17 protein-coding genes and 2 pseudogenes are annotated in these 17,810 nt (G+C 70.1%); 10 read left to right on the top strand and 9 right to left on the bottom strand.

Annotated features, from left to right (window positions below; all coding sequences use genetic code 11):
• Positions 1-80 precede the first annotated feature (80 nt).
• From nhaA to OG734_RS26645, 4 genes are all read left to right on the top strand, one after another.
• Complete coding sequence (gene nhaA, locus OG734_RS26660) at positions 81-1,544, top strand: Na+/H+ antiporter NhaA (RefSeq protein ID WP_330290014.1); 1,464 nt, start codon at positions 81-83, stop codon at positions 1,542-1,544.
• Positions 1,545-1,641: 97 nt separating this feature from the next.
• Positions 1,642-2,118 carry a phage holin family protein gene (locus OG734_RS26655; protein ID WP_330290013.1) on the top strand — a complete coding sequence of 159 codons (477 nt, stop codon included), beginning with the start codon at positions 1,642-1,644 and terminating at the stop codon, positions 2,116-2,118.
• Positions 2,115-3,125 carry an alpha/beta fold hydrolase gene (locus tag OG734_RS26650; protein ID WP_330290012.1) on the top strand — a complete coding sequence of 337 codons (1,011 nt, stop codon included), beginning with the start codon at positions 2,115-2,117 and terminating at the stop codon, positions 3,123-3,125. The genes OG734_RS26655 and OG734_RS26650 overlap by 4 nt, the downstream gene beginning before the upstream one ends.
• Positions 3,126-3,279: 154 nt before the next feature.
• Positions 3,280-3,459: a hypothetical protein gene (locus tag OG734_RS26645; protein ID WP_330290011.1), complete on the top strand. Its 180-nt coding sequence runs from the start codon at positions 3,280-3,282 to the stop codon at positions 3,457-3,459.
• Positions 3,460-3,556: 97 nt separating this feature from the next.
• On the opposite strand, the gene OG734_RS26640 is transcribed toward OG734_RS26645, so the two are convergent.
• The 3 genes from OG734_RS26640 to nth all read right to left on the bottom strand — a co-directional run bounded on the left by OG734_RS26640 (position 3,557) and on the right by nth (position 6,690).
• The gene (locus OG734_RS26640) at positions 3,557-4,756 is read right to left on the bottom strand and encodes a MarP family serine protease (RefSeq protein ID WP_330290010.1); all 1,200 of its coding nucleotides are present in this window, start codon (positions 4,754-4,756) and stop codon (positions 3,557-3,559) included.
• Between the two features lie 13 nt (positions 4,757-4,769).
• Positions 4,770-5,501 carry an NUDIX hydrolase gene (locus OG734_RS26635; RefSeq protein ID WP_330290009.1) on the bottom strand — a complete coding sequence of 244 codons (732 nt, stop codon included), beginning with the start codon at positions 5,499-5,501 and terminating at the stop codon, positions 4,770-4,772.
• A 106-nt stretch (positions 5,502-5,607) separates the two neighbouring features.
• Positions 5,608-6,690, bottom strand: a complete 1,083-nt coding sequence (gene nth, locus OG734_RS26630; protein WP_443064912.1) for an endonuclease III — start codon at positions 6,688-6,690, stop codon at positions 5,608-5,610.
• Between the two features lie 327 nt (positions 6,691-7,017).
• Here nth and OG734_RS26625 point away from each other — a divergent pair, with 327 nt between their 5' ends.
• From OG734_RS26625 to OG734_RS26615, 3 genes are all read left to right on the top strand, one after another.
• Entirely contained in the window at positions 7,018-7,692 is a 675-nt protein-coding gene (locus OG734_RS26625) for a Crp/Fnr family transcriptional regulator (RefSeq protein ID WP_006382668.1), read from the top strand.
• A 129-nt stretch (positions 7,693-7,821) separates the two neighbouring features.
• The gene (locus OG734_RS26620; RefSeq protein WP_330290008.1) at positions 7,822-8,925 is read left to right on the top strand and encodes an outer membrane protein assembly factor BamB family protein; all 1,104 of its coding nucleotides are present in this window, start codon (positions 7,822-7,824) and stop codon (positions 8,923-8,925) included.
• The gene (locus OG734_RS26615) at positions 8,922-9,767 is read left to right on the top strand and encodes a nucleotidyltransferase domain-containing protein (RefSeq protein ID WP_330290007.1); all 846 of its coding nucleotides are present in this window, start codon (positions 8,922-8,924) and stop codon (positions 9,765-9,767) included. The genes OG734_RS26620 and OG734_RS26615 overlap by 4 nt, the downstream gene beginning before the upstream one ends.
• Before the next feature lie 42 nt (positions 9,768-9,809).
• On the opposite strand, the pseudogene OG734_RS48000 reads toward OG734_RS26615, so the two are convergent.
• From OG734_RS48000 to OG734_RS26595, 5 genes and pseudogenes are all read right to left on the bottom strand, one after another.
• Positions 9,810-9,908, bottom strand: a pseudogene (locus tag OG734_RS48000) (MBL fold metallo-hydrolase); the annotation flags it as partial.
• Between the two features lie 114 nt (positions 9,909-10,022).
• Positions 10,023-10,520 (bottom strand): annotated as a pseudogene (locus OG734_RS47995) (MBL fold metallo-hydrolase); the annotation flags it as partial.
• Positions 10,521-10,618: 98 nt separating this feature from the next.
• Positions 10,619-11,494, bottom strand: a complete 876-nt coding sequence (locus OG734_RS26605; RefSeq protein WP_330290005.1) for an NUDIX hydrolase — start codon at positions 11,492-11,494, stop codon at positions 10,619-10,621.
• A gap of 134 nt (positions 11,495-11,628) precedes the next feature.
• A complete protein-coding gene (locus OG734_RS26600; RefSeq protein ID WP_330290004.1) occupies positions 11,629-12,096 on the bottom strand; it encodes a RidA family protein in 468 nt (155 codons plus the stop codon).
• The gene (locus OG734_RS26595; protein ID WP_019063748.1) at positions 12,093-12,251 is read right to left on the bottom strand and encodes a DUF4177 domain-containing protein; all 159 of its coding nucleotides are present in this window, start codon (positions 12,249-12,251) and stop codon (positions 12,093-12,095) included. Before OG734_RS26595 ends, OG734_RS26600 begins: the two co-directional genes overlap by 4 nt.
• Before the next feature lie 95 nt (positions 12,252-12,346).
• Here OG734_RS26595 and OG734_RS26590 point away from each other — a divergent pair, with 95 nt between their 5' ends.
• Entirely contained in the window at positions 12,347-13,324 is a 978-nt protein-coding gene (locus OG734_RS26590; protein ID WP_330290003.1) for an ArsA-related P-loop ATPase, read from the top strand.
• Positions 13,321-14,688 (top strand): ArsA family ATPase, encoded by a 1,368-nt coding sequence (locus OG734_RS26585; RefSeq protein ID WP_330290002.1) that lies wholly within the window; start codon positions 13,321-13,323, stop codon positions 14,686-14,688. Before OG734_RS26590 ends, OG734_RS26585 begins: the two co-directional genes overlap by 4 nt.
• Before the next feature lie 13 nt (positions 14,689-14,701).
• Here the strand turns inward: OG734_RS26585 and wblA are convergent, their stop codons facing one another.
• Positions 14,702-15,040, bottom strand: a complete 339-nt coding sequence (gene wblA, locus OG734_RS26580; RefSeq protein WP_330290001.1) for a transcriptional regulator WblA — start codon at positions 15,038-15,040, stop codon at positions 14,702-14,704.
• A 409-nt stretch (positions 15,041-15,449) separates the two neighbouring features.
• Between wblA and OG734_RS26575 the strand changes: the two genes are divergently transcribed.
• Positions 15,450-17,750, top strand: coding sequence for a transglycosylase domain-containing protein (locus OG734_RS26575; RefSeq protein ID WP_330290000.1), 2,301 nt, complete (start codon positions 15,450-15,452; stop codon positions 17,748-17,750).
• Positions 17,751-17,810: the final 60 nt, after the last annotated feature.

The raw sequence follows: 17,810 nt of genomic DNA, 5'->3' as shown, positions 1-17,810 counted from the left end.
GATCCGCGAGGATCGACAAGGTGCGCCGGGAAGTCTGGTCGGCATGTGTTCCGTGCTGCCCACCGTCCGGAGGTCTCCCCGTGGTCGCCCCCCGTACCACCAACCGCAAGCTTCTCGGACGGCTCTCGCTGCCCGAGCGGACATTCGTCGCGGACGCGTTGCGGACCGAGACCGTCGGCGGGGTGCTGCTGCTCGTCGCCGCCGTCACCGCGCTGATCTGGGCGAACACGCCGATCAAGGACACTTACGAGGCTGTCCTCGGCTTCCATGTCGGACCCGCCGCCCTCGGCCTCGACCTCTCCCTCCAGCACTGGGCCGCCGACGGACTGCTCGCGGTCTTCTTCTTCGTCGCCGGCATCGAGCTCAAGCGTGAACTTGTCGCCGGGGATCTGCGCGACCCGAGGGCCGCCGCGCTGCCCGTTGTCGCCGCCCTGTGCGGAATGGTCGTACCGGCGCTCGTCTACACCCTCACCAACATCACCGGCGGCGGGTCGCTCGCCGGATGGGCCGTGCCCACGGCCACCGACATCGCCTTCGCGCTCGCCGTGCTCGCCGTCATCGGTACGTCCCTGCCGAGCGCCCTGCGCGCGTTTCTGCTGACGCTCGCCGTCGTCGACGACCTCTTCGCCATCCTGATCATCGCGGTCTTCTTCACCGACGACCTGAACTTCGCCGCGCTCGGCGGCGCGCTCGTCGGCCTCGCCGTCTTCTGGCTGCTGCTGCGGAAGGGCGTACGCGGGTGGTACGTGTACGTCCCGCTCGCGTTCGTCATCTGGGGGCTGATGTACAACAGCGGCATCCACGCCACCATCGCCGGTGTCTCGATGGGCCTGATGCTGCGCTGCACGCCCCGGACCGAGGACGGGGAGGAGCGCTCGCCCGGTGAGCGCGTCGAACATCTGGTGCGGCCCCTGTCGGCAGGGCTCGCCGTGCCGTTGTTCGCCCTGTTCAGCGCGGGTGTCTCGGTGTCCGGCGGGACACTGGGGGACGTGTTCACGCGGCCGGAGACCCTCGGCGTCGTGCTCGGGCTGGTGGTCGGGAAGACGGTCGGGATCTTCGGCGGGACCTGGCTGACGGCCCGTTTCACCCGCGCCTCGCTCAGCGACGACCTCGCCTGGGCCGATGTCTTCGCCGTCGCCTCGCTCGCCGGGATCGGGTTCACCGTCTCGCTGCTGATCGGCGAACTCGCGTTCGACGGTGACGCCGCGCTCACCGACGAGGTCAAGGCCGCCGTCCTCACGGGCTCGCTCATCGCCGCGCTCGCCGCGACCGTGCTGCTGAAGATACGAAACGCCAGATACCGCCGACTGTGGGAGGCGGAGGAGCGCGACGACGACCTCGACGGCATCCCCGACATCTACGAGGAACACGATCCGGCGTACCACCTGCGCATGGCCGACATCTACGAGGGGAAGGCGGCAGAACACCGGCGCATCGCCGGGCTCAGAGCCGCCGAAAGGGCCGCCGAACTGGAGGCCGCCGAGCGGGACCGGCCTACCGAAGTGGTGGGCGGGGCGGGCGACGTGGGTGGCGGTCCGGCATGATCTGACACGTAGACGTCAGACACGTAGTCAGGTGCGTACGCCAGGCGCGTACGTTCAGACGTCTGAGCAAGGCAACCAAGACAACAGGGAGACCTCGATGAGCGCACCCGACGGCAGCCCGGTCGGCGCCGAACGCAGCATCGGCCAGTTGTTCGCCTCGGCGACGACCGAGATGTCCGCGCTGGTGCACGACGAGATCGCGCTGGCGAAAGCCCAGCTCAAGCAGGATGTGAAGCGCGGCGCGACGAGCGGCGGCGCCTTCACGGTGGCCGGCGCCGTACTGCTGTTCTCCCTGCCGATGCTCAACTTCGCCCTGGCGTACGCCATCCGGACCTGGAGCGACTGGAACCTCGCGGTCTGCTTCCTGCTTTCGTTCGCCGCGAACGTCCTCCTCGCCGTCCTCCTGGTGCTGGTCGGCGTCGTCTTCGCGAAGAAGGCCAAGAAGAGCAAGGGCCCGCAGAAGGTCGCCGCGTCCATGAAGGAGACGGCGGGCGTTCTGCAGAAGGCCAAGCCACACCCCCGGCCCGCCCCGGTGAGTGACGGAGTCGAGGTTGTGGCACGCTCGTCCTCATGACGGACCCCGCCACACCCTCGGCGCAACCCGCCTCGACCCAGCCCTCGTCGCCCCAGCCCTCATCGGCGCAACCCGCCTCGACGCAACCCGCCTCGGTCGTACGGCTCGACCTTCCCGGCGGGCGCGAGGTGATCCACCGGGATGTCGCCGCGAACGGCGCCCGGTTCCACATCGCCGAGCTGGGCGACGGGCCGCTGGTCATGCTGGTGCACGGTTTCCCGCAGTTCTGGTGGACGTGGCGGCACCAGTTGGCCGCCCTCGCCGACGCCGGCTTCCGGGCCGTCGCCATGGACCTGCGGGGCGTGGGCGGCAGCGACCGTACGCCGCGGGGTTACGACCCCGCGAACCTCGCCCTCGACATCACGGGCGTCGTCCGGTCCCTGGGCGAGCCCGACGCCGCGCTGGTCGGCCACGACCTGGGCGGATACCTGGCGTGGACAGCCGCGGTGATGCGCCCCAAGCTCGTACGGCGGCTCGTGGTCTCCTCGATGCCCCACCCCCGGCGCTGGCGCTCGGCGATGCTCGCCGACGTCAAGCAGACGGCCGCCGCTTCCTACATCTGGGGGTTCCAGCGGCCCTGGCTCCCGGAGCGGCAACTCGTCGCGGACGACGGGGCGCTCGTCGGGCGGCTGATCCGGGACTGGTCGGGGCCGCGGCTGCCGGACGACGAGGCGGTGGAGACGTACCGCGCGGCCATGTGCATCCCGTCCACCGCGCACTGCGCGATCGAGCCGTACCGCTGGATGGTCCGCTCGATGGCCCGTCCGGACGGCATCCAGTTCAACCGGCGCATGAAGCGGCCGGTGCGGGTGCCGACGCTGCATCTGCACGGCTCGCTCGACCCGGTGCTGCGTACGCGCAGCGCGGCCGGATCCGGGGAGTACGTCGAAGCACCGTACCGCTGGCGTCTGTTCGACGGGCTGGGGCACTTCCCGCACGAGGAGGATCCGGTCGCCTTCTCGACAGAACTGGTCAACTGGCTGAAGGACCCCGAACCGGACCGGTGATCCGAACCGGTGGCCCGGACCGGTGACCGCGCCGGTACGCCCGGTATCCGCGAATTGAACACCTGTCCTACGAACGGCCAATTGCCCGGCGCATAGGCCAATTCGGGGCCCGTGGGGCGGTTATCGACCTTGGGGCAGGGGCAGACGTCGGGGTATGGGCTGGACGCACGACTACAGTGACGCACCACGCAATCGCCGCTCGGGTCATGGCCTGAGCTCCCACCAAGGAGGTTCCCCGCACATCGCGGGGACGGACCTGAGGGTGGGAATCCCGCGCATCCTGCGCCGCCGGGCCCGCTGGGTCTCGGTGCGCCTGCGCCACCCCCGGCCCTGAGTCTTTACGGGACTCACCCGTAGGGGCGGCTTGCCTCCAGCGGCTCCAAAGGCTCCAGGAACCCGTAGGACTCGTCCGAGGGCCCGTCCCTACCGGCTCAGAGCGCGCAGCTGTCGCTGTCCACCTGCTGGTTGGCGAGGCGCCCCTGGTCGATGTCCTCCTGGATCTCGCCCGCCGTGAGCGCGTAACCGGTCTCCGGGTCGTCGAGGGACTTCGCGAAGACCACGCCGTACACCTTGCCGTCGGGCGTGAGCAGCGGGCCGCCGGAGTTGCCCTGGCGGACGGTCGCGAACAGGGAGTAGACATCGCGGCGCACCGTGCCGCGGTGGTAGATGTCCGGGCCGTTGGCCGTGATGCGACCACGCACGCGCGCGGGACGGACGTCGTACGACCCGTTCTCCGGGAAGCCTGCGACGATCGCGCTCTTGCCGCTGCTCGCGACCTCGGTCGTGAACTGCAGCACGGGCGCGCGCAGATCGGGCACGTCGAGTACGGCGATGTCGCGCTCCCAGTCGTAGAGGACGACCGTCGCGTCGTACTTCCTGCCCTCGCCGCCTATCTGGACGGTGGGCTCGTCGACGCCGCCGACCACGTGCGCGTTGGTCATCACGCGCCGTTGGCCGAAGACGAAGCCGGTGCCCTCCAGAACCTTGCCGCAGCTCTGGGCCGTGCCCACGACCTTGACGATGGAACGCTGGGCGTTGACGGCGACCGCGCTGTTGGCGAGCGCGGGGTCGGGCGGGTCGACGTCCTTGATGGGCTCGTCGGAGAACGGGCTGAAGACCTGCGGGAAGCCGTTCTGCGCGAGGACCGAGGTGAAGTCCTTGAACCAGGTGTCCGCGTCGGAGGGCAGCACCTCCTGCACGCCTGCCAGCACCTTGGAGCCGCGGACCTCCTTGCCCACCGTGGGCATCGTGGTCTGCGCGAGGGCGGCGCCGATCAGCCAGGCGACCAGGAGCATCGCGACGACGTTGACGAGGGCCCCGCCGGTCGCGTCGAGGGCGCGGGCGGGCGACCAGGTGATGAATCTGCGCAGTTTGTTGCCGAGGTGGGTGGTCAGTGCCTGACCGACGGAGGCACAGACGATCACGATGACGACCGCGGCGACGGCGGCGGTCGTGCTCACCTCGGCCTCGTCGGTCACACCGTCCCAGACGACGGGCAGCAGATAGACCGCGACGAGACCACCGCCCAAGAAGCCGATCACCGACAGGATGCCGACGACGAACCCCTGGCGATAGCCCACGATCGCGAACCACACGGCGGCGACCAGCAACAAGATGTCCAGCACATTCACGAACGCCACCTTGTCACGCGCGCCAGTCCAGCGGGACCTGCTTGTTTCTGTCCCAGGGACGCTCCCAGCCCGAGTAGTGCAGCAGACGGTCGATGACCCCGGCCGTGAAGCCCCATACGAGGGCCGATTCGACCAGAAATGCCGGACCCTTGTGGCCACTTGGGTGCATGGCGGTCGCACGGTTGGCCGGATCCGTGAGATCCGCCACGGGGACGGTGAAGACCCGGGCCGTCTCGTTCGGATCGACGACCCCGACCGGGCTCGGCTCGCGCCACCAGCCCAGCACGGGCGTGACGACGAAGCCGCTCACGGGGATGTAGAGCTTGGGCAGTACGCCGAAGAGCTGGACGCCGGCCGGATCGAGCCCGGTCTCCTCCTCGGCCTCGCGCAAGGCGGCCCGCAACGGACCGTCGCCCTGCGGGTCCCCGTCCTCGGGATCGAGGGCGCCGCCGGGGAAGGAGGGCTGACCGGCGTGGGAGCGCAGCGAACTGGCCCGCTCCATGAGCAGCAGCTCGGGCCCGCCGCCATCGCCGCCATCGCCGTCGTTTCCGGTCTTCCCGTCGCCCTCTCCGAAGAGGATCAGCACGGCGGACTGGCGGCCCCCGCCGTCCTCGGGCGGCAGGAAGCGGCTCAGCTGCAGCGGCTCGACCGTCTCGACGGCGTGCACCACCGGATCAAGCCAGCCGGGCAGGCCGTCCTTGCTGAGCGTCGCCTCGCCGCCCTGTGTGTTGCTCGCGCGCGTCACCGCCACCCCCGTTCTGCTGCTTCCAACGCCTGCGGCCACCCCGTTGGTTCCGTCCCGGAGTCCGCCGTACTGCTTCCATGCCTCGCGCAGGCCCTCACCCCGGGCCTCATCCGGCCCCCAGCGGGGGCGCCGGGATGCCGCCCGCGTCGAGGTACGCCTGCGGCGGGTTCAGCCGCTGGCCGGGGAAGCCGCCCTTCTCGTACTTCAGAAGCTTCTGGGCCTTCTCCGAGTCCGTCTCGCCCTCCCCGTACGCCGGGCAGAGCGGGGCGAGCGGGCAGGCGCCGCAGGCGGGCTTGCGGGCGTGGCAGATGCGGCGGCCGTGGAAGATCACGTGGTGCGAGAGCATCGTCCAGTCGCTCTTGGGGAAGAGCGCGCCGACGGCGGCCTCGATCTTGTCCGGGTCCTTCTCCGCCGTCCACTGCCAGCGGTGCACGAGCCGCTGGAAGTGCGTGTCCACGGTGAGGCCGGGGCGCCCGAAGGCGTTGCCGAGCACGACGAAGGCGGTCTTGCGGCCGACGCCGGGGAGTTTGACGAGGTCTTCGAGGCGGCCGGGCACCTCGCCGCCGAACTCCTCCGAGAGGGCTTTGGACAGCCCTATGACGGACCTGGTCTTGGCCCGGAAGAAGCCGGTCGGGCGCAGGATCTCCTCGACCTCCTCGGGGTTGGCGGCGGCCAGGTCCTCGGGGGTGGGGTACTTGGCGAAGAGGGCGGGCGTCGTCTGGTTGACCCGCAGGTCGGTGGTCTGGGCGGACAGGACCGTGGCGACGAGCAGTTGGAAGGAGTTCTCGAAGTCCAGCTCGGGGTGGGCGTAGGGATAGACCTCGGCGAGTTCGCGGTCGATCCGGCGAGCGCGCCGGACGAGAGCGGTGTGCGACTCGTTGCGGGGCGGCTTCGGGGCGACGGTCTTGGAGACGGTCGCTTTGGGGGCAGCGGTCCCGGAGACGGCAGCCTGGCCGGCGCGCTTGGCGGTTGCCGACTTCGAGGGCATGGCCTTCTTGGCCGGGGTCGCCTTCTTGGCCGGGACGGCTTTCTCAGCCGCCGCAGAGGCAGCCTTTTTCGCCGGCCCGGCCGACCGTGCGGCCCTGTCCTCCGGGGCGCTCTCAGGGGCACCCTCCGGGGCTCCCATTTCGGCCGTCCCAGCCACCTCGGTAGCCCCGGTCACCTTCTTGGCGGCTTTCTCCACCGACATCACCTCTGCCGCTTTCTACGCATTCCGGCCCCCACCCGTACCCTGTTCGCCCACAGCGGAATCGCACCCTGCGACCGCCCGCTCAGCCCGCTTGGCCTGTGCTCCCACCGGCGATTTGGACACCCGGCCAGCCTAGAGCCCGGCACTGACATCCGCCCCGGACCCTGAAGATCGGCGCCCAATTGGCCCCCTGCCACACTGATCGGGACACCCGTACGGCATCCTTGTGACAGATCACACTGTTTGGACCGTCCGGCAAGATGGGGAGCACGGTCCCCGGTAACCGGGGAGCAAGATCCCCTGAGCAGGTCGACAAGGAGAGAACTCGTGGACGACGTTCTGCGGCGCGCCCCGCTCTTCGCGGCGCTCGATGACGAGCAGGCCGCGGAGCTCCGCGCTTCCATGAGTGAGGTGACCCTCGCGCGCGGTGACGCCCTGTTCCATGAGGGCGACCCGGGTGACCGGCTGTATGTGGTCACCGAAGGCAAGGTCAAGCTTCACCGTACGTCTCCGGACGGGCGCGAGAACATGCTGGCCGTCCTCGGCCCCGGCGAGCTGATCGGCGAGCTGTCGCTGTTCGACCCGGGCCCGCGTACCGCCACGGCCACCGCACTGACCGAGGTCAAGCTGCTCGGCCTCGGCCACGGCGACCTCCAGCCCTGGCTGAACGCCCGCCCCGAGGTGGCCGCCGCGCTCCTGCGCGCCGTCGCCCGGCGCCTGCGCAAGACCAACGACCAGATGTCCGACCTGGTCTTCTCCGACGTGCCGGGCCGCGTCGCGCGCGCCCTGCTCGACCTCTCGCGCCGCTTCGGCGTGCAGTCGGAGGAGGGCATCCACGTCGTGCACGACCTGACCCAGGAGGAGCTGGCGCAGCTCGTCGGCGCCTCCCGCGAGACGGTCAACAAGGCGCTCGCCGACTTCGCGGGCCGCGGCTGGCTGCGCCTGGAGGCGCGGGCCGTGATCCTGCTGGACGTGGAGCGCCTCGCGAAGCGTTCGCGTTAGCCGGGAGCGTCCGTAAGCGCGAGAGGGGCCCTGCCGCACGGCGGGGCCCCTCTCGCATTCGACGGGTTCGCCGGGGCGGGGGCCACGCGGTGACGAGAACGTGCTGAACGGAACCAAGGGGTGGGTGGGATGCACCAGGACAGAGCGCCCGAGTCGGTCTGGGCGGCGGCGCCGGAGCCCGCGAAGCGCCGGTTGCGCCTCTTCCGCCGGGACCCGGAGGCGCAGCCCCTGTGGCAGTCCGAGTTCGAGCAGCGGGACCTCGGCGAGCCGCTCGGCCTGTGGGCGACGGACGAGGCGGTGGCACTGACCCGCTTCGACCGCGTGACGGCGTACGCACCGGCGACCGGTGAGCCCCTCTGGGCCTGGCAGCCACCGGGCCAGGACGTGATCGTCGGGGTGTCCCAGGACACCCAGGACGGTCTGGGCGTCGTCCTGCACCACGACGACGGCGCACCGGGCGCCACGCATGTCCGCCTCACCGCCCTCGACCTCGGCTCCGGGGCCGTGGCCTGGTCGCGCGAGCAGCCGAAGGACCAGCTGGGACACATCGGCGCCGAATCCACGCGCCACGTGACGATCGGCGGCGGCCGGATCGCGACCGCCCCCGTCCGGATCGCGAACAGCCAGGGCTGGAAGGGCGACGAACCGCCGGTCGTCCGGTGTCTTGACGCGCGCACCGGCGCCGTCCAGTGGGAGCGGTCGCTCCCGGACCGGTGGGGCGACTGGTTCTCCCTCCTGGCGACGGACCCGCCGGTCCTGTCCGTTCGCAACGACGGCAGGCGCTCCCGCCCCCGGCTGTACGTGGTCCGCGAGAACGGGCAGTGGCACGTCGAACTTCCTGACGGGTACAAGGACTTCGGGCCCGCGGTCGCCGTCGTCGGCGACACGCTCACCATCGGGTTGGAACCGGACGAACCCGCCGGCGACAACGAGAAGAGCGCCGACACGCTCCTGCGCGCCTACTCCGTGTCGACCGGCGAACAGCTCTGGGAGTGGCGCACCGACCACGGCCGTACGCTCCATCCGCTGGTCCACCGCGGGTACTTCATGGTGGGCAACGGCTACGGCAGCCGGGTGACCGTCCTCGACCCCGCCGACGGCCGGGTCGTCGCGGAGCGCAGGGTCCCCGGCTTCAGCTACCGGGCACGGTACGCGGCCTGGGACGACCGGCTGGCCGTGGTGTGCCACGCGGTGAGCGAGACCCGCCGCCTGCGCGTGTTCCGCTGGAAATGACGTACGGGGTGACACGACGCCCGGGGCTCGACGAGCACGGGTTCATCGCGCGTGAGGGCTCCCTCGCGCGTGTGCCGCCCGCTTTCCGACCCGTCGTCGGCGCGGCCCGCGACCAGCTCCTCGACGTCTTCGGGGAACGGCTGCACAGCGCGTACCTGTACGGCTCGATTCCACGCGGTACCGCGCGCGTGGGCCGCAGCGACCTGGACCTCCTGATCGTGCTGCGCGAGGAGCCCACGGAGGGGGACCGGACGGCGGCCGGTGCCCTGGACGCGGCGCTCGACAGGGAGTTCGAGCAGATCGACGGCGCCGGCACGCTGCTGGTCTCCCGGGCACAGGTGCTGAGCGACCTGGAGAGGCACGACCTGGGCTGGTTCCTGGCCTGCCTCTGCACCCCCCTCCTCGGTGAGGATCTCGCCGAGCACCTGCCCAGCTACCGCCCCGACTCCCTCCTCGCCCGCGAGACCAACGGCGACCTGGCCCTCTGCCTCCCGCGCTGGCGACGCCTGATCGCCGAGGCGACCGCTCCGGGAGCTCCTCCGGGGGCGGTACGCGCACGCGTGCGGGGCATTTCGCGCCGCCTGGTGCGTACAGGCTTCACGCTCGTGATGCCGCGCTGGGCAGGCTGGACGAGCGACCTGTACGAGATGGCCGAGGCGTTCGCCGCGTACTACCCGGAGTGGGGCCCACGCATGAGGGAGGCGGCGTCCTTGAGCCACGAGCCGACGGACGATGCGGCCGTCCTGCGGTCGTTCCTGCGCTCGCACGTCGAGGAGCTGGGCTCCTGGCTGGCCGAGGAGTACGCGCGCGTGCACGGCGTGAAGGCGCCGAGGCCCGGCTGACAGCGGCTGGGCCTGGGGCTGGGGCTAGATGAGGCCGTGTTCGCGGAGGTACTCCAGCTGGGCGCGTACCGACAGCTCGGCGGCCGGCCACAGGGAGCGGTCCACGTCCGCGTACACACGGGCGACGATCTCCGCGGGGCTCGCGTAGCCGTTCTCGACCGCTGTCTCGACCTGGGCGAGCCGGTGGGCGCGGTGGGCGAGATAGAACTCGACGGCGCCCTGGGCGTCGTCCAGGACGGGCCCGTGGCCCGGCAGGACGGTGTGCACGCCGTCGTCCACCGTCAGGGACCTCAGGCGCCTCAGAGAGTCCAGATAGTCCCCCAGGCGGCCGTCAGGATGGGCCACCACGGTCGTTCCGCGCCCCAGGACGGTGTCTCCGGTCAGGACGGCCCGATCGGCCGGGAGATGGAAGCACAGCGAGTCCGCGGTGTGCCCCGGCGTCGGTACGACCCTGAGCTCCAGCCCGCCGACGGACACGACGTCGCCGTGCCCGAGGCCCTCGTCGCCCAGCCGCAGCGCCGGATCGAGCGCCCGCACATGCGTTCCCGTCAGCTCGGCGAACCGTCCGGCGCCCTCCGCGTGGTCCGGATGCCCGTGCGTGAGCAGCGTCAGCGCGATCCGCTTGCCGGCCTTCCGCGCGGTGTCGACGACATGCCTGAGGTGTGCGTCGTCCAGGGGCCCCGGGTCGACGACGACGGCCAGTTCCGAATCCGGCTCGGAGACGATCCAGGTGTTCGTGCCGTCGAGGGTCATCGCGGAGGCGTTGGGCGCGAGGACGTTGACCGCGCGCGCGGTGGCGGGGCCCGAGAGAACCCCGCCGCGCGGCCGGCCGGGGAGGGCGGCGGCTTCTGTCATGCGGGGGCTCCCCCGATCCGGATGTGCTTGGTGAACTCGTCGTGCCCGGGCCAGGCGAGCACGATCTCGCCGTCCTCCACGCTGGCCCTGGCCAGGACAGGCGCCAGGTCCCGCTCCAGGGACCCGGCGAAGGCCCCGGACACGCTGCCGTACGGCGTCAGTGCTCGTAGCGTCGCGATCGTGGGCGGCATCATCAGCAGCTCGCCCCTGTCGTACGAGGATGCCGCGTCGGCCGGTTCGATCCACACCGTGCGGTCCGCCTCCGTGGAGGCGTTGCGGGTGCGCTGGCCCTTCGGGAGCGCGGCCACGAAGAACCAGGTGTCGTAACGGCGGGACTCGAACTCCGGGGTGATCCAGCGGGCCCAAGCCCCGAGGAGGTCCGACCGGAGCACCAGCCCACGGCGGTCCAGGAACTCGGCGAAGGACAGTTTCCGGGCGACCAGGGCCGCACGGTCCGCCTCCCAGTCGTCGCCCGTGGTGTCGCCGACCACGGAATCGGCGGCCGGGCCCGCGAGCAGGACGCCCGCCTCCTCGTACGTCTCCCGTACGGCGGCGCAGACCACCGCCTGTGCGGACGTCTCGTCGGTGCCCAGGCCCAGCCGGGACGCCCACCACGCGCGCGTGGGGCCCGCCCAGCGGATCAGGTGGTCGTCGTCGCGCGGGTCGACTCCGCCGCCCGGATACGCGTACGCGCCCCCGGCGAAGGCCATGGAGGCGCGTCTGCGCAGCATGTGGACGACGGGGCCGGTGTCGGTGTCCTTCAGGAGCATGACGGTGGCCGCGCGCTTGGGGGTGACCGGGGTGAGGGTGCCTTCGGCGAGCCCACGGATGAGGTCCGGCCACTCCGGTGGGTACCACTGCCCGTTTGCCATGGGCGGAGGCTATCCGGTGGTGGGCGCATGTTCGAGGCCCCGAGGGTTCTCGCCCCCGCCGCCCCTACCCGTCCCATCCCTGGGGGCGCTGCCCCAGACCCCCGTATCGCGCTCGTCCTCAAACGCCGGACGGGCTAAAGATCGCTCAGCTCCACCTGGACCTCGACCTCGACAGGCGCGTCCAGTGGCAGTACCGCCACGCCGACCGCGCTGCGCGCGTGGACGCCCTTGTCGCCCAGTACCTCGCCGAGGAGTTCGCTCGCGCCGTTGACGACCCCGGGCTGGCCCGTGAAGTCGGGCGCCGAGGCGACGAAGCCGACGACCTTCACGACGCGCGCGATCCGGTCGAGGTCACCGGCGACCGACTTGACCGCCGCGAGCGCGTTCAGCGCACACGTGCGGGCCAGTTGTTTGGCCTCCTCGGGCGTGACCTCCGCGCCCACCTTCCCGGTGACCGGAAGTTTCCCGTCCACCATGGGCAGCTGGCCCGAGGTGTACACGTACACCCCCGACCGCACAGCCGGCTGGTACGCGGCCAGCGGCGGCACGACAGCCGGCAGGGTCAGGCCCAGTTCGGCGAGGCGCGCCTCGACCGCGCTCACGCCTTCTCCCTCTTCAGGTACGCCACGAGCTGCTCGGGGTTGTTCGGCCCGGGCACGACCTGGACGAGCTCCCAGCCGTCCTCGCCCCAGGTGTCCAGAATCTGCTTCGTGGCGTGGACGAGCAGCGGCACGGTCGAGTATTCCCACTTGGTCATGGAGGCGACTTTATCCGCTGGCGCCGGGCACCTCGCGCCCACGTTGTCCACAGCCTCCGGCGTAGCTTCGAGCCGGACTGGTTAATCTCGAATACGTGAGCAGGTTCCAGGTCGTCAGCGGTAAGGGCGGGACCGGAAAGACCACGGTCGCCGCAGCGCTCGCGCTCGCCCTCGCCACCGAGGGGAAGCGCACGCTTCTCGTCGAGGTCGAGGGCAGGCAGGGCATCGCGCAGCTCTTCGAGACAGAAGTGCTGCCTTATGAGGAGCGGAAGGTCGCCGTCGCTCCCGGGGGCGGGGAGGTGTTCGCCCTCGCCATCGACCCCGAGCAGGCGCTGCTGGACTACCTCCAGATGTTCTACAAACTCGGGAGCGCAGGCCGCGCCCTGAAGAAACTCGGCGCTATCGACTTCGCCACCACCGTCGCCCCCGGGATCAGGGACGTACTCCTGACCGGCAAGGCGTGCGAGGCGGTCCGCCGGAAGGACAAGAGCGGGCGGTTCGCCTACGACCACGTCGTGATGGACGCCCCGCCGACCGGCCGCATCACACGTTTCCTGAACGTCAACGACGAGGTGGCCGGCCTCGCGAAGATCGGCCCGATACACAATCAGGCGCAGGCCGTGATGCGCGTGCTCAAGTCGCCGGAGACGGCGGTGCATCTGGTGACACTCCTGGAGGAGATGCCCGTCCAGGAGACCGCGGACGGTATCGCCGAGCTGCGGGCGGCCAAGCTGCCGGTGGGACGGATCATCGTCAACATGGTGCGGCCCGAGGTCTTGGACGAGGCAGAGCTGGAACTCGTACGAGCGGCTCCGCGCACCGCGCTCGCGCGGTCGCTGTCGGCCGCCGGGCTCGGCGGGGCACGGCGCGGCGGCCACGCCGAGAAGCTGGTGGACCCGTTGCTGACCCAGGCCGAGGAGTACGCCGAGCGGTATGCGCTGGAGCACGAACAGCGTTCCGTGCTGGGCGGGTTGCATCTGCCGTTGCACGAACTGCCGCTGTTCACCGAGGGCATGGACCTGGCAGGTCTGTACGAACTGGCCAACGAACTGCGGAAGCAGAGGATGTCATGAGCCCGGACCCGCACGGCACCGCTTCCCGCCATGGCCTGTCCCCCGCGCGCGTGCTCGCGGTGGATCCACTGATCGACGACCCGCACACGCGGATCGTGGTGTGCTGCGGAGCCGGCGGGGTCGGTAAGACGACCACGGCGGCGGCGCTCGGGCTGCGCGCCGCCGAGCGGGGGCGGAAGGTGGTCGTGCTCACCATCGACCCGGCCCGCAGGCTCGCCCAGTCCATGGGCATCGACTCGCTCGACAACGTCCCGCGGCGGGTCAAGGGCGTCGAGGGCCCCGGCGAGCTGCACGCGATGATGCTCGACATGAAGCGTACGTTCGACGAGATCGTCGAGGCGCACGCCGACGGGGAGCGGGCCGCCGCGATCCTCGCCAACCCCTTCTACCAGTCGCTTTCGGCGGGCTTCGCGGGCACGCAGGAGTACATGGCGATGGAGAAACTGGGGCAGCTGCGAGCCCGCGACGACTGGGATCTCATCGTCGTCGACACGCCTCCGTCCCGGTCCGCGCTGGACTTCCTGGACGCCCCGAAGCGGCTCGGTTCGTTTCTCGACGGCCGGCTGATCCGGCTGCTGACGGCGCCGGCGAAACTGGGCGGGCGCGCGGGGATGAAGTTCCTGAACGTCGGCATGTCGATGATGACGGGCACCCTGGGCAAGCTTCTCGGCGGCCAACTCCTCAAGGACGTCCAGACGTTCGTCGCGGCGATGGACACCACCTTCGGTGGTTTCCGTACCCGCGCCGATGCCACGTACCAGCTGCTTCAGGCACCCGGCACGGCGTTCCTGGTGGTGGCGGCACCGGAGCGCGACGCGCTGCGCGAGGCCGCGTACTTCGTCGAGCGGCTGGCCGCGGAGGACATGCCGCTCGCCGGACTGGTGCTCAACCGGGTCCACGGCAGCGGCGCCGCCCAACTGTCGGCCGAGCGTGCGCTCGCCGCCGCGGAAAATCTTGAAGAGCCCCGCATTGTCGATCAGGAGGACGGGAAAGCTGGACTTCGTAACTCTCCCGACACGTACGGCAGTTCAGACCATCCAGACCGTCCGGCTCACGACGTGGATGCCGAACACGCCGAAGGCTCCCCCACCACCACCGACAGTGAATCGACCGCCGACCCGAGTGAGCCCACCGTCCAACAACTCACCGCAGGCCTGCTCCGGCTGCACGCCGACCGTATGCAACTGCTCTCCCGCGAGCAGCGCACACGGGACCGCTTCACCTCGCTCCACCCGGAGGTGGCCGTGACCGAGGTCGCCGCGCTGCCCGGCGATGTACATGACCTCGCAGGACTGCGGGACATCGGTAACCGGCTCGCGACCGACCGGCCAGAGCTGCCGGAGCTTGCGGAGGCGAGTGACTGACCGAGACGGCGGCTCAGCCCACCGCCAAGTAGTTCTCGTACACCTCTTCCTCATCGAGAGGCAGGATTCCCGCCCCCCGCTCGTACTCCGTACGCGCTGTTTCGAGCAGCCGGCGCCACGAGGTGACGGTGGGACGCCTGCGCAGCAGTGCGCGGCGCTCCCGCTCCGTCATTCCTCCCCACACGCCGAACTCGACATGGTTGTCGAGCGCGTCGGCCAGGCATTCCGTGCGTACCGGACATCCGGTGCACACCGCCTTGGCCCTGTTCTGCGCTGCTCCTTGAACGAACAGTTCATCCGGATCGGTAGTGCGGCAGGCCGCCTGCGCACTCCAGTCGGTTACCCAGCCCATACCGGCGCCGTCCTCTCCCGAATCGAGGCTCCCCCACGGCGGCAGCGGCATATTCACCGCCGCCAGTTGAGGACGTTACGGAAGGCGGGCACGACGCAACACCCCCTTCGGGCCCAATCTTGAATGGCCCGAACGGACTATGGGTAAGCGGCAGATCACCCGGGGGAGTGAGCGACCGACATGCGTGACTATCCCGGCAAAGCGGGACAGTTCACCTGGGTCACAACGGACACCTCGTGACACACAAGGCGGATCCGGGCACGTTCTCCACAAAAAAAGTTGGGCTACATCCGAAACGATTCGGGTCTCACGGACGTATTGATACGTGACCTCACTGCTGTGACAGTTGTGAGCAGCTTAGGCCAAGGCCTATACGTGTGTCCGGCGAATGAGAACGTAGGCTGCCCTCATGCCAAACAAGCGCTCGGGCGGTGGCCTGTCGACAACACAGCAGGCCGCCAAGTTCCTCGGTGTCAGCGTGCTCGCGGGAGCCGTCATGGCAGGGATCGCCCTGCCCGCCGCCGGCGCGCTCGGTCTCGCGGCCAAGGGTTCGGTAGAGGGGTTCGACGAGATCCCGGCCAATCTCAAGCGCCCGCCGCTCAGCCAGCGCACCACGATCCTTGACGCCAAGGGCGGCCAGCTCGCCACGGTCTACTCGCGCGACCGCACGGTCGTCGAGCTCAAGGACATCTCGCCCTACCTGCAGAAGGCGATCGTCGCCATCGAGGACTCCCGGTTCTACGAGCACGGTGCGGTCGACCTCAAGGGCGTCCTGCGCGCCCTCAACAAGAACGCGCAGAGCGGTGGCGTCGCGGAGGGCGCTTCCACGCTCACGCAGCAGCTCGTGAAGAACGTGTTCGTCGAGGAGGCGGGCGACGACCCGACGAAGGTCGCGCAGGCCCAGCAGCAGACCATCGGCCGCAAGGTCAAGGAGCTGAAGTACGCGATCCAGGTCGAGGAGGAGCTGGGCAAGAAGAAGATCCTCGAGAACTACCTGAACATCACGTACTTCGGCCAGCAGGCCTACGGCGCCGAGGCCGGCTCCCGGCGCTACTTCTCCAAGTCCGCGAAGGACCTCACCCTCCCCCAGGCGGCCCTCCTGGCCGGCGTCGTCCAGCAGCCGACCCGGTTCGACCCGGTGAACGACCCGGCGGAGGCCATCAAGCGCCGTAACACCGTGCTCCAGCGGATGGCGGAGGTCGGTGACATCCCCCAGCAGGAGGCCGACGCCGCCAAGGAGGCGCCGCTCGGCCTGAAGGTCAGCAAGCCCAAGAACGGCTGCATCGCGGCGGTCAAGGGGGCCAGCTTCTTCTGCAAGTACGTCGAGAGGGAGTTCCTCGCCAGCCCGGTCTTCGGCAAGACCCGCGAGGACCGGACGAAGATCTGGAACCAGGGCGGCCTGACCATCCGTACGACGCTGGACCCGCAGTCGCAGGCGTCCGTGCAGGCGTCGATCAAGGAGCACGTGTACAAGTCGGACAAGGTGGCGACGGCGGTCACGCTGGTCGAGCCGGGCACCGGCAAGATCCTCGGCATGGGCCAGTCGAAGCCGTACGGCTACGGCAGGAACGAGACCGAGATCAACTACTCGGTCGGCAACGACCGGGGCGGCTCCAACTTCGGCTTCCCGACCGGTTCGACGTTCAAGCCGTTCGTGGCGGCGGCGGCCCTGGAGGAGGGCCGGCCGGCGATCCAGGAGTACTCGGCACCGTACGAGATGGAGTACCCGAGCCCGGTCCAGACGTGCAGCGGCAATCCGTGGACCAACCAGGAGAAGGCGAAGGTCGAGAACGAGAGCGAGTCGGAGAAGGGCCCGTACCGCCTGCGCAAGGCGATGGAGCTGTCGGTCAACACCTACTTCGTGCAGATGATCTCCGACATCGGCCTGTGCCCGGTGGTCAAGATGACCGACGCGCTGCACGTGAGGCAGGGCAACGGCGACAAGCTGCCCGAGGTTCCCGCCATCGCCCTCGGCTCCAAGGGCATCTCGCCCCTGACGATGGCGAGCGCGTACGCGGCCTTCGCCTCCCGGGGCATGTACTGCACGCCGATCGCCATCGAGTCGATCACGCAGAAGATCAACGGCCGCCAGAAGTCGCTGGAGGTCCCGAAGTCGACGTGCTCGCGCGCCATGTCGGAGAAGACCGCGGACACGGTCAACACCCTCCTCCAGGGCGTCGTCGACTCCGGCACCGGCAAGGAGGCCGGCCTCACCGACGGCCGCGCCAACGCCGGTAAGACGGGTACGACGGACGAGCGCAAGAACGCCTGGTTCGTCGGCTACACACCGACTCTGTCCGGCGCCGTCTGGGTCGGCAGCGCCATGCAGAACGTGAAGATGACCAACATCACCATCGGCGGCGTCTGGAACGAACTCGTCTTCGGCGGCAAGGTCCCGGGCCCCATCTGGAAGGACGCCATGACCGGCGCCCTCGAAGGCAAGGACTCCGGGCAGTTCAACCTCGTCCCCATCATCGAACCTCCCGTCCAGAAGCCGCGCGAGAACGGCGACGGCGACAACGGGGACGACCGGGGCAACAACAACGGCGGCGCGACGGACGGCAACAACAACGGCGCCAACAACAACGGCGGCAACACGACGTTCCCGACGCCGTCCTTCTCCATCCCCGAGGGCTTCATCCAGGGCAACGACAACGGCGGCAACAACGGGAACGGCAACGGGGACGGCGGCAACGGAGGGTTCCCGTAGAGGGCCCGCGCGCGCCTGGGTGGCGTGAGTCCTAGTACGTGAATGGGGGCGCCCTCCTTG

The sequence above is a fragment of the Streptomyces sp. NBC_00576 genome, from assembly GCF_036345175.1.
In the GTDB taxonomy this organism is placed as follows: Bacteria; Actinomycetota; Actinomycetes; order Streptomycetales; family Streptomycetaceae; genus Streptomyces.
Note: the sequence above shows the minus strand (reverse complement) of the source record. Positions and strands in the feature narration are given on the sequence as shown.